Consider the following 11,237-nt stretch of genomic DNA (forward strand, 5'->3'; position numbering starts at 1 on the left):
CGTGCCGCCCCCGCACGCTCCGCACGTGCCCGGCCATGCGAACCGCAAGGTGTGGGTCTGTCGATCGAACGGCTCTTCCAAGGTTTTCGTAGGCGTTGATCGTCCGTGACCGTACGTCAGTTGAGCAGGGCGAATTCGTCGATCCCGGCCACCACGGGCGGCGGCCGCGGCCTACGCAGGGGAGGCCGGCGACAGCGCCGTCCCGATGATGATCGCCCCCAGCGGCCGCACGCGGCGCGAGCAGGGCTTCAGCCTCGTCTCCTCGATCTTGAGGCCGGATCGCACGACTTCCCCGAAGGCCCGCCGCCACGTCACGGGTGCCCATTCGGCCCTGACGCCCTGCCGCGTCGCCCTGGTCGAGGTGCGGCAACCGGCGGGCAAGGACGCCTCTCACACGGCCCGCTGGCCGGGCGCTGCCACTGCGGACACTGCTGAACGTCCGCCGTCCGCCGTCCGCCGTCCGCCGTCCGCCGTCCGCCGTCCGCCGTCCGTCCTCCGGGCCGGAGCGCGGGCGATCGTTGTCGGTTCGGGTCCGGCCGGAGCGCGGCGATCGCCCCAGCCCTGTCCGGGGAAACAGGGGGTACGGCGGTCCCGGCCTCCTACCGCTTGTGGCCGTTCCCGTGTCCGTTCGGATGCAGGACCACCTTGGTCCAGCCCTCGTCACGGGCGTCGAAGTGCTCGTAGGCGGCGGGGGCCTCGTCGAGGCTGAGCTCGTGGGAGACGACGAAGCCCGGCTTCGCCTTCCCGCCGACGATCAGATCCCGAAGCGCCCGGTTGTACTTCTTCACCGGCGCCTGCCCCGTGCCCATGCGCTGCCCCTTGAACCACATCATGCCGAAGTCGATCGGGACCTTGCCCTGGGCCTCCAGCTCGCCCTGAGCCTCGGCGCCGCCGGGGTCCTGGGGCAGGAACACGCCCACCACGCCGATGTCGCCCGTGAACCTGACCGAGTCGATCAGGCCGTTGAGCGTGAGGCTGGCGTCCTCCTGTCCCTGGGGGTCGTGGGCCTGGTAGCCGACGTATTCGCAGCCGTTGTCGGCGCCCAGACCGAGGGTGGCCTCCTTGACGACCTCCGCCGGGTTCTGCTCGGTGGCGTGATAGCCGGTGGGGAAGATGTCGGCCAGCATCACGTAGTCGGTCTGCCGCTCGGCGGCGTCCTCGCCCAGACGCAGCGCGTTGAAGTCGCCGTAGGGCACGCGCAGCAGCTCCGCCTGGCCGCCCTGGTAGGGGCCCATGTCGGCGAATCCGTAGGCGGCTCCGGCGAGGGCGGGTTTCGGCTGCATGGTCAGGCAGTAGTTGGTCAGACCCTGCTCGCACTGCTTGAGAAGCCGCAGGCGATGTTGAAGGGCAGGACCACGTACTCGCCGACCTCGACCTTGCGGACGGCCGAGCCGACCTCCACCACCTGGCCCATGTTCTCGTGTCCCAGGGTGCGGCCGGACGCGAACGAGGTGCGGCCCTCGTACATGTGCAGGTCCGAACCGCAGATGTTGGTGGTAGTGATCTTGACGATGATGTCGCAGGGGTGCTCGATCTTGGCGTCCGGTACGTCCTTCACCGTGACCGTTCGCGGTCCTTCGTATACCGCTGCTTTCATGATGGCTTCCCTCGGTGTCGCGGCATGACCGCGGCACGGCGGTGATGAGACGGCGCAAAGAGCCTGACTCTCGGAAGCCGCCACGACGGCGTCCGTGGCTCCGGCACCCCTCTACAGGCCGTCCACCCGGATCGGATGGAACGGTGGTGCCGCCACCGGCCCGCCAGACGGAGCTTCGGCGCTCCGGCGGCGCGCCGTGCGGGTACCCGTGGGAGCCGAGGCGAAACAACCACGCACCGATCGATCAGGGACCCCGGAACCGGACGACCACCGATCGACGGCACATCTCCTACCGAGGCCACCCGCTAGTCACCGCGGTCGTCCCGCAGCACGCTGCGACGCTCCTGTTCGCGCTTGGAGTAGGCGGCTGCCCGGATCGCCTCATCGCTCTCCAGGCCTGATCCCAGCGCGCCGCCCACCGTGGCGACCGAAGCGACGAACCAGGACAGCGTCCAGTACTCCGTGGCGTGCAGCGGCGTTCGTGTCAGGGAAGCGAACAGCCGGTCGTTGAGGATGAACAGCGCCCACACCAGGTTGATGACCACCAAACCCGCGTAGCAGACGACCACCCCGATACCCAGGGTCAGGACCGTGGACGCGTTGTAGAGAGCCGCCCTCTTCCTCGCCTCCGGCGAAACCTCATCCGTTCGATGCCACAGGTTCGCGTCCACGATCAGCCAGCCGATCATGAGCGCGACGGACCCGACCGTGGCGATCACCAGGCGTGGCGTGCTCAGAGAGGTGGCCAGGCTCCAGACGGTGGAGTTCACGGTGGCGACCGTTCCCGTGGCGAGTGCGGCCGCCAGGGCTTTCGACAGACCCGGCACCAACCGCCACGGCCGGTTGGCGCGGACCATACCGAAGAGCACTCTCAGGTAACCGCGCGGCCCACTGACGACGTACCGGAGATCGGCGATTCCTTCCTCACCCACCTGGTCCGGATGGACGGGCGCGAGACGACCGATGAAGGGCCCCCGCAGTGGCTGACCTCCCGGAGGTCCCTCAGGCCCGGTGGCCTGCGGGCCCGCCAAGCTGAGCACGACTTCTTCCACGGCCTGCCGGGCCCTGGTCTGCAGCCGGAAGCCCCCCAGCGCGGGGAGGGACAGCAGCGCCAAGCCGTGTTCGTGACTCAGACCCACCACGAGCTTGTGCCCATGTGAGTGCAGCGGAAGGTCGGTGAGGGCCACGACGACGTCCCAGTTCCCCTCACCTCCGCGGTCCATGATCCGGCGCGTCAAGGTGGACAGGTCCTCGGTCCCTGCGGTGAAGGGCTCACTGACCACCTCGACGTGGAACCGTCGTCCCCGGCCTGACCTCTCGGCGAGCCGATCAGGAAGCGTCCGGGCCATGCGCCGCGCGATCTCCGTCGGCGCATCCGGGTCCGCCAGAAGAGCCACGACCGTAACGTCCTGAGACGACACCCGCATGACTCCTTGTCGTCGGCTCCCCCCGTCGCACGTGGTCACAGGATGCCCCCGAGGTGACGCCGACGCCGTGTGACACGCTGGCTCCCGCCGGCAGGTACAGGCGGCTCGGTCGGATCTCCTTGTGCTCCCCTCTCCTTGTGCTCCCCGTGCCGGAACCTGTCCCACCACCGGGCCACACGGTTGCGTGCGCCATCACGAGAAACGGCCCGGTGCCCCCGGTCAGGGCACATCCACGGTGAAGCACCCTCGAACGTTCCCTGGAACCAGGGCCTGGTGGCGGCGCCTGTCGCGCGGTTCGCGGCGCGATCGGGTAATCAGGAACGGTGAACGAGGACGCGACCGACCCCTTCGTGCATGTCCGGGGCGCCGGCGAGAACAACCTGCGGAACATCGATGTCGACGTTCCGCGGGACGCGCTGGTCGCCTTCACGGGTGTCTCCGGTTCGGGCAAGTCCTCGCTCGCGTTCGACACGATCTACGCCGAGGCCCAGCGGCGCTACTTCGAGTCGGTGGCACCGTACGCCCGAAGGCTGTTGCACCAGGTGGGCGCACCGCACGTGCAGGAGATCACCGGGCTGCCTCCGGCCGTGGCCCTGCAGCAGCGACGTGGGTCGCCCAGCTCGCGCTCGACGGTCGGAACCCTCACCACGCTGTCGAATCTGCTGCGCATGCTGTACTCCCGCGCCGGCACCTATCCGCCCCGGGCCGCACGGCTGGAAGCCGAGTCGTTCTCCCCCAACACCGCGGCCGGCGCCTGCCCGGAGTGCCACGGACTGGGCGTCGTGCACGACCTCGCCGAGGAACTGCTCGTCCCGGATCCCTCGCTGAGCATCCGCGAGGGGGCGATCGCAGCCTGGCCGGGCGCCTGGCAGGGCGCCAACCTGCGCAGTGTCGTGAGCGGCCTGGGGATCGACATCGACCGGCCGTGGCGCAGGCTCAGGAAGAAGGACCGGGACTGGCTGCTGTACACGGACGAGCAGCCCTCCGTGTACATCGAGCCGGAGGAGGGCCGCATCGACTACGGCTACCAGGGGAAGTTCTGGAGCGCCCGCAAGCACGTCATGCACGTCCTCGCCGACTCCAAGAGCGAGAAGACGCGCGAACGGGCGCTGCGGTTCGTCACGAGTGTTCCCTGCCCCGCGTGTCACGGCAGCGGACTGCGGCCCGAGGCGCTCGCCGTGACCTTCGCCGGACGTTCCATCGCCGAGATCAACGCGATGCCGCTCACCGAGGTCGTGGCGTTGCTGCGGCCCGTCGCGGGACGGTCCGAGGCCGACGCCACCACGTCGACCGCCAGATCCGGGGAGACGACCGAGGTCGCGGTCCGGATCTGCGGCGATCTTGTCGCGCGGGTCGAGGTGCTGCTCGACCTGGGTCTGGGATATCTCAGCCTCGGGCGCCGCTCGACGACCCTGTCGCCGGGCGAGGCGCAGCGCCTGCGGATCGCCACCCAGCTGCGCTCGGGGCTGTTCGGCGTCGTCTACGTCCTCGACGAACCCTCCGCGGGCCTGCACCCGGCTGACGCGGAACCGCTGCTGGAGGTGCTGGACCGCCTCAAGGCGGCGGGCAACTCGCTGTTCGTCGTGGAACACGACATGGATGTGGTACGGCGGGCGGACTGGGTGGTCGACATCGGTCCCGGTGCGGGCGAGGGCGGCGGACGCGTGCTGTACAGCGGCCCGGTCGCCGGTCTTGAGCGGGTCGGGGAGTCGGCCACGGGCCAGTACCTGTTCGGGCGCGCCCAGCCGCTCGATCACCGCCCGCGCGCACCGCACGGCTGGCTGCACCTGCGCGGCGTCTCCCGACACAATCTGCGCGACGTCTCCGTCGACGTACCGCTCTGTGTGCTGACGGCGGTGACCGGCGTGTCCGGCTCCGGCAAGTCGACGCTGCTGACGCAGGTGCTCGCCGAGGGCGGCCGCGGCCACCTCGGACTCGTACCCGAGGAGCCCGACGAGGCGCGGCTGGAGGTCGACGTCCAGGACGCGTCGGGGGTCGAGTCGTTCGACCGGCTGGTCCGGGTCGACCAACGGCCCATCGGTCGAACGCCCCGGTCCAACCTGGCCACGTACACCGGGATGTTCGACGCGGTGCGCAAGCTGTACGCGGCGACGGACGAAGCCAGGGCACGCGGCTACTCGGCCGGGCGGTTCTCCTTCAACGTGCCCGAGGGACGGTGCGAGACCTGCCAGGGCGAAGGATTCGTCGCGGTGGAACTGCTGTTCCTGCCCGGCACCTACGCGCCGTGCCCGACCTGCGAAGGCGCCCGGTACAACGCCGAAACGCTGGAAGTCACCCACCGCGGCAAGAACATCGCGGAAGTACTGGCGCTGTCCGTCGACGCCGCCGGCGAGGCCCCGGCCGCCGTCCCCGCCGCCTCCCGCAGTCTGGAGACGTTGCGCGAGGTGGGGCTGGGGTACCTGCGGCTGGGCCAGCCCGCGACGGAACTCAGCGGCGGCGAGGCGCAACGCATCAAACTGGCCACCGAACTGCAGCGAGCCCGCCGCGGGCACGTGCTCTACGTGCTCGACGAGCCGACGGCGGGGCTGCACCCCTCGGACATCGCGCTACTGCTGCGACAGCTGCACCGGCTCGTCGACGCCGGCAACACGGTCGTCCTCGTCGAGCACGACCTGGACACGATCGCCACCGCCGACTGGGTCATCGACCTCGGGCCGGGCGGCGGCGACGCGGGCGGGCGGGTGGTCGCGGCGGGCCCGCCGGCCAAGGTGGCGAGGGCCCGGCGCAGCGCCACCGCGCCTTATCTCGCGGCCCGGCTGGCGCGCTCCTGACGACAGTGAGAGCGGCCCAGCGGCAGGGGGCCGTCTTCATCGCGCTGGAGCGCGAGGGCCCTCGGCGGAGGATCAAGGCCGACACGCTTACCGCTCCGGGGCACGCCGTCGAGTCCGGGGTGTACGACTCTGTCCAGGAGGCCATCGGCCGACTGATCCGCACCGGTCAGGTCCGTCCCGACTCCTGCGCGGGCCCGGTCTGCTTCGTGCTGCACGATGTGGACAGCGAGCAGCGGGCGCGTGAACTGGCCGCCGCTTTGCACGCCGCCTTCTACGGCGATCCGGCCCCCCTGGCCCACGCCGTTCCCCCCGGCCGTGAAGAGGCGTCGTCGGCGGCTTCGGGCAGGCGGGTACGGGCCGGCCGTATCCGCGGGACATGCCGGGTCGGGTTGCTCATCGCGCCCCGGCCCGCTTCGGGACTGCGCGGGAGGTGGCGAGGGCCCGGCAGCGCCGCCCACTCCCAGGAGCTGGGCGCCGGCGTCCTCCAGCAGGAGCCTCAGCGCCCGGGCCCTGACGTCCTCCCGTGCCTCGCTACGCCGCCATCGCGGTGTCGAGGAGGTCCTCGCCGGCTGCCAGAGCCGGTACGCCGTCGGTCGCTGGACCGTGTGGGGAAACCTGCCCCCGGCCGACGTCTGGCAGCTCCGCCGCCCCGCCCGTGTGTCCACCCCGGCATCGCTGGACGTCACGGCCGGGGTGCCACGGTGAACACGCTGACCGCCTTCCTCGGTCACGTTCCCCGCCCGGTCTCCTACGGGATCCTGGCCGCCGCGGTGCCGGCCGAGTCCGTACTGCTCGTCGGCGCGTTCATCCCCACGCCGACCCTGCCGCCGGCCTCCGGCGCCCTGGCCCGTACCGGCGACCTGAACCTCGCCCTCGGCATCGTCACCGCCGCGAGCGCAGTCGTGGCCGGAGACGCCTTCGGCCATCGCACCGGCCGGCTGCTCGGAAGCCGCCTGCGCACCGGGCGCCTCGGACGGCGCATCCCGGCCGCCGCTCGGCAACGTGCCCAGACGCTCATGGCCCGCTGCGGAGGACAAGCCGTCCTCCTGGCCCGCTTCGTCCCCGTGATACGCACCTTGATCCCCCACCTGGCAGGGGCAACCCGTCTGCCCTACCGCCGCATCGCTCCATACAGCTTGATCGCCGCACCCTTGTGGGCCGGCGTCGAATCCACGGCCGGATACGCGGCAGCCGACTTGCTCCGCCGGCTCATCACCTACGGCGCCCCCGTCCTCGCCGTAGCCGCCTTCCTGATAGCCGCAGCCGCATGGATCGGCATCACCCTCCGGCGTCGCACCCGCACCCGCGAAGTTTCAAGGGCCCCTCTCGTCGTCCCGCCCCACACGGCGGACGTCGCCACCCCTGTCACCAGCCACGAGTGCCCGCTCCGAACCTCCAAGACGCGACCCTGAGGCGGGGCGTCGCGCCGGGCTCGCGCCGGTTCGAGCGAGCCGAAAGGCGGACGTGCCCCCTGGAGGACAGGTCTGTTCCGTCGAACCATGACGTCGGCTGCGGACTTCGAAAGCCGGTCGACGGTGGGGGGATGCCCTCCTGTCGGACGTGGGCAGCTCCTGCTGAACGGCACCGCGGGCGACTACGGCGTCCTTCGTCAGCCCCCTCGACCTGCGCGAGGGCGGCCCCTACACTCCGCGATCATGATCGATCCCATCGGTGCGGACACCGACCCCCGCCTCTTCGCCACTATGTCCACCATGCGCGCCATGCGCCGCATCAAGCCCGAACCGGTCCCCGAGGACCTCGTCGAGCGGCTCGTCCAGGCCGCCGTATGGGGTCCGAGCGGCGGCAACATGCAGCGCTTCGAGTACGTCGTGGTCACCGACCGGGACGTCATGACCCGTCTCGCCCCCTTGTGGAAGCGCTGCGTCGATGCGTACCTCGCCACCACGGGCGCGCTGGCCCCGGAGGGGATGGACGAGGCGGCCTACGGTCGCATGGTCGCCGCGATCGAGTACCAGCGTGATCATTTCGCCGACACCCCCGTCCTGGTCGTCCCCTGCTACCGGTTCCCCGCACCGCGGGTGACCGAGGAGGGCTATCTCGCTTCCGCGCAGGCCCTGGGCCCGGCCGCGACCCAGCGCATGGTGGACACGCAGGAGCGCTTCATGGCTCTCGCGGAAGGTTCCTGTGTCTACCCCGGGGTGCAGAATCTGCTGCTCGCCGCCCGCGGCCTCGGCGTCGCCGCGAACATCACCATCTGGCACCTGATGCTGGAGGAGGAATGGAAGGAGGCCCTCGGCATCCCCGAGGACATGCGCACCTTCGCCGTGATACCGGTCGGCTGGCCGATGGGCAACTTCGGCCCCGTGCGCCGCCGCCCCGTCTCTGAGGTCGTGCACCTCAACGGCTGGTAGGCCTGAAGGGAGTATGCGATTCCACCTGTGAGGGAGTCCCAGGGGAAGAAAGCCCGGAGGCGCCGAAGCGAATGAACGGGGACGGTGGCCCAGCCGCCATAACGGGGGGCTCTGGCCAGCGGCGTGGTGCGCCAGGTCCCAGGGGGTGTGAGCGCTGGAGGGCCCCCGCGAAGGGACCGGCGTGAGCAAACCGCGGCGTGAGGCTGCTCCTCCCGTGGCGTGCACACCGGCTGGATTCACCACGCCGCGCGTCAGCCGGCTGGGGGCGCGGGTTCCGTGGTGAGGGTTTCGTGTCCCGTGCGGAGCTCGGCCAGGAGGCGGCCGATGTCGGTGAGGAGGGTTCCCTGAAGCGTGTGCACCTTTGGGGAGGCCTCGGCCACTGCGCGCTCGTGCCGCTCGACGCGGTCCAGGTCGGCAGTCGCCTCCTCGATCAGCGTGGCGAGGCGTGCGGAGTCCGTCAGGGAGGTGCGGCCGATCTCCTGCAGTGCGTCGGCAGATCTGCACAGCAGGGAGCTCGCAGCGGTCCGGAAGGACACGGGCAGATTGTTGATCTCTCCACTGTTCTGGGCGTGGTCAAGTGTGCGGGTCAGGGACCGGAGATGGTCCATGGCGCGCTCGGCGACGGTGATGGCGTCCCGTGCGCGGGGCAGGGCCGTGTCCGCGGTGTCCTTGGCGTGGCGGCTGGGACGGGGGTGGAGGCGGCTGTTCTCCATCTCGGCGTAGATGGTGGCGCGGATGCGGTCGCAGTCGGCCGCGAGGCCTCGCCAGTCGCGGCGCCAGTGCCTGAGCTGTTCGGCGTCGGAATCCTCTCCGCCCAGGAGTTCGGCGAGCCTCTTCAGGCGTCGGCTCATTGCGGAGTGCAGGTCCGCGACGGCCTGCTGCCGGTGGTGGACGTGGCGGGCCGGGGCAAGGACGAGGTGGGCGGCGAGGCCGCAGATGGCACCGAGGACCACCGAGACCGCCAGGTGGCCGATGTAGTCGATGCGCCCCTGCCCTGAGGAGAACGCGAAGAAGGCGACGATGGCCACCTGGGTGCCCTGCTGGCCGAATCGCTCGATCCTCCCCACCCAGAGCGCAAGCAGGGTGAGGAGTCCGAAGGTCCAGCCGTGGATCCCCGCCGTGGCGGCCAAGGAGGCAGCGAGTGCGGCCCCTGCCGCCATGGCGAGCAGGTACTGGACGCATTCGCGCAGCGAACGGTAGACCGTGGCCTGCAGTGCGACCAGCGCGGTGAAGGGGGCGAACGTGGCGACGGTGAGCGGCAGGAGGTAGCGGGCGAGCACCCACGAGACCATCGCTGCGACCACGGACTTGGCGCCGAGGAGCAGAGCATCCCGCTCGCTTCCGGCGCCTCGTAGGGCACGCCGCAGGTATTCGGTTCTGCCGGCTCCGGCCTCCCGCAGCCGCCGGCGCGCTTCGCCCCATCTGGTCATGGCTGATCACCCCAGCACGCTCGTGACCCCAGAGGGCGGAATCAAACGCCGACGGGGGCTGAGGCCTGCGGGAGGGGCTCCTTCTGGTCGCCTTCGATCTCGGCGCGTTCCTGCGCGATCTCGCGGGTGAGGAAGAAGTTGAGGATGGTGCGAATGGCGGCGATGGCCGCCAGCTGGCCGATCTCGGTGAAGCTGGGAGCGACCGCCGTACGCAGGACGTCGCCCGCCAGCTGAAACTCCAGCCCCAGGACGAGGAAACGGCCCAGGCCGAGGCGGATCTCGTTGAACTCGCCGATCAGGGAACGCCTGCGCAGCCCGGTCATGGCGAACCGGGCGAAGGCCCAGACGGCGCCGACAAAGATGATCAGCGCGCCGCCCGCCTCGATGAGGTGCACCACCCACCCGATCAGTTCCCGCACTGCGGCCCCGGTCACCAACTCCCCTGGCATGTTCATGGGGCCGCGTGTACCCGCTTCACCCGCACACACCCGGTGGCTCCCGTCACTCACAGAGAACTGGACAGACTTCGACGGCGGACGCATGAAGCGCGGATGCCGAAGCATGCGGTGGGGATGGAATGCGTCATTTATGAGCAGGACTCGGGCCGGTCCGAGCGTGTGGAATGTGAGCTGCCGGACGACACCTGCCGTTCGACACTCAAGAGGTTGCGGGACTTGGACGAGGGCACGTTCGCCTGGGTCCGGCTGGCAGACCCCTCGGAGAGCGAACTGGTCCAGCTGGCCGGGGAACTCGGCCTGCACCCGCTGGCCGTCGAGGACGCGCTCCACGGGCGGCAGCGCCCCAAGCGGGAGCAGTTCGGCGACGTCCTGGCCGTGGCGCTGAAGCCTCTGCGGTACGTGGAGGAAGACACAGCCGTGGAGACCGGGGACATCCTGATCTTTGCGGGTCCGCGCAGTGTCCTCACCGTCAGCCACGGCTCGATCGACCCGTGCGCCGAGGCCGCCCGCCGACTGGACGCCGATCCGCAGATGCTGCGCCTGGGCACCTGGGCCGTGCTGCATGCCGTGCTGGACGTTGCCGTGGATGCGTACAGCGACGCCGCCCGGAGGGTGCGGGCCACGCTCGACCGGCTGGAGGACGAGGTGTTCTCGACCTCCCGCGTCGACCACACCCAGAGGATCTACTCCCTCAAGCGGGAGGTCCGGGAGTTCCGTGATGCCGTGCAGCCCCTCGTCCCGGTCCTCCAAGGCCTCCTGGACGGCCCCGGTGCGAGGGACCACTTGTCGGAGATCGCCCCGTACATCCGTGATGTCGGCGACCATCTGCACCGCACCGACATCGAGGTCCGCACCCTGGACGAGCTCCTGGACTCCGTCCTCGGTGCGCAGCAGGCCCGCGTGGGCACCTGGCAGAACGACGATATGCGGCGCATCTCCGCCTGGGCGGCGATCTTCGCGATCCCCACGATGGTCGCCGGCGTGTACGGGATGAACTTCGAGCACATGCCAGAACTCGGCTGGACCTACGGCTACCCCCTGGCAGTGGCGCTCATGGCCCTCGCCTCGGGTGCCCTCTACCGCGCCTTCCGCCGCAACGGCTGGCTCTAAGAACTGCTATCGGAATGACTTCAAGCGCCGCCAACAGATGAGTGAGCAAGC

General features: G+C 70.4%; 7 protein-coding genes and 1 pseudogene. 4 read left to right on the forward strand and 4 right to left on the reverse strand.

Annotated features, from left to right (window positions below; translation table 11 throughout):
• Positions 1-599: 599 nt before the first annotated feature.
• Both IE321_RS38695 and IE321_RS38700 read right to left on the reverse strand, forming a co-directional pair.
• Positions 600-1,597 (reverse strand): annotated as a pseudogene (locus tag IE321_RS38695) (glutathione-independent formaldehyde dehydrogenase).
• A gap of 305 nt (positions 1,598-1,902) precedes the next feature.
• Complete coding sequence (locus IE321_RS38700) at positions 1,903-3,024, reverse strand: hypothetical protein (RefSeq protein WP_190226366.1); 1,122 nt, start codon at positions 3,022-3,024, stop codon at positions 1,903-1,905.
• Between the two features lie 323 nt (positions 3,025-3,347).
• On the opposite strand from IE321_RS38700, the gene uvrA reads away from it, so the two are divergent.
• The 3 genes from uvrA to IE321_RS38715 all read left to right on the forward strand — a co-directional run bounded on the left by uvrA (position 3,348) and on the right by IE321_RS38715 (position 8,188).
• Positions 3,348-5,816 carry an excinuclease ABC subunit UvrA gene (gene uvrA, locus IE321_RS38705; RefSeq protein ID WP_190226367.1) on the forward strand — a complete coding sequence of 823 codons (2,469 nt, stop codon included), beginning with the start codon at positions 3,348-3,350 and terminating at the stop codon, positions 5,814-5,816.
• Between the two features lie 701 nt (positions 5,817-6,517).
• On the forward strand, positions 6,518-7,228 hold the full coding sequence (locus IE321_RS38710; RefSeq protein WP_190226368.1) for a DedA family protein: 711 nt from the start codon (positions 6,518-6,520) through the stop codon (positions 7,226-7,228).
• A 243-nt stretch (positions 7,229-7,471) separates the two neighbouring features.
• Positions 7,472-8,188: a nitroreductase family protein gene (locus IE321_RS38715; protein WP_190226369.1), complete on the forward strand. Its 717-nt coding sequence runs from the start codon at positions 7,472-7,474 to the stop codon at positions 8,186-8,188.
• A 251-nt stretch (positions 8,189-8,439) separates the two neighbouring features.
• Here the strand turns inward: IE321_RS38715 and IE321_RS38720 are convergent, their stop codons facing one another.
• Entirely contained in the window at positions 8,440-9,618 is a 1,179-nt protein-coding gene (locus tag IE321_RS38720) for an FUSC family protein (RefSeq protein ID WP_190226370.1), read from the reverse strand.
• 41 nt (positions 9,619-9,659) lie between these two features.
• On the reverse strand, positions 9,660-10,073 hold the full coding sequence (locus IE321_RS38725; RefSeq protein WP_373316663.1) for a DUF1622 domain-containing protein: 414 nt from the start codon (positions 10,071-10,073) through the stop codon (positions 9,660-9,662).
• 219 nt (positions 10,074-10,292) lie between these two features.
• Here IE321_RS38725 and IE321_RS38730 point away from each other — a divergent pair, with 219 nt between their 5' ends.
• A complete protein-coding gene (locus IE321_RS38730) occupies positions 10,293-11,186 on the forward strand; it encodes a magnesium and cobalt transport protein CorA (protein ID WP_229916768.1) in 894 nt (297 codons plus the stop codon).
• Positions 11,187-11,237 lie beyond the last annotated feature (51 nt).

The organism is Streptomyces hydrogenans (assembly GCF_014656075.1).
In the GTDB taxonomy this organism is placed as follows: domain Bacteria; phylum Actinomycetota; class Actinomycetes; order Streptomycetales; family Streptomycetaceae; genus Streptomyces; species Streptomyces hydrogenans.

Bases quoted from the DNA above. Each gene is read 5' to 3' on its own strand.
- IE321_RS38700 (WP_190226366.1), bottom strand. From the start codon at position 3,024: ATGCGGGTGTCGTCTCAGGACGTTACGGTCGTGGCTCTTCTGGCGGAC.
- IE321_RS38720 (WP_190226370.1), bottom strand. From the start codon at position 9,618: ATGACCAGATGGGGCGAAGCGCGCCGGCGGCTGCGGGAGGCCGGAGCC.
- IE321_RS38715 (WP_190226369.1), top strand. From the start codon at position 7,472: ATGATCGATCCCATCGGTGCGGACACCGACCCCCGCCTCTTCGCCACT.
- IE321_RS38725 (WP_373316663.1), bottom strand. From the start codon at position 10,073: ATGAACATGCCAGGGGAGTTGGTGACCGGGGCCGCAGTGCGGGAACTG.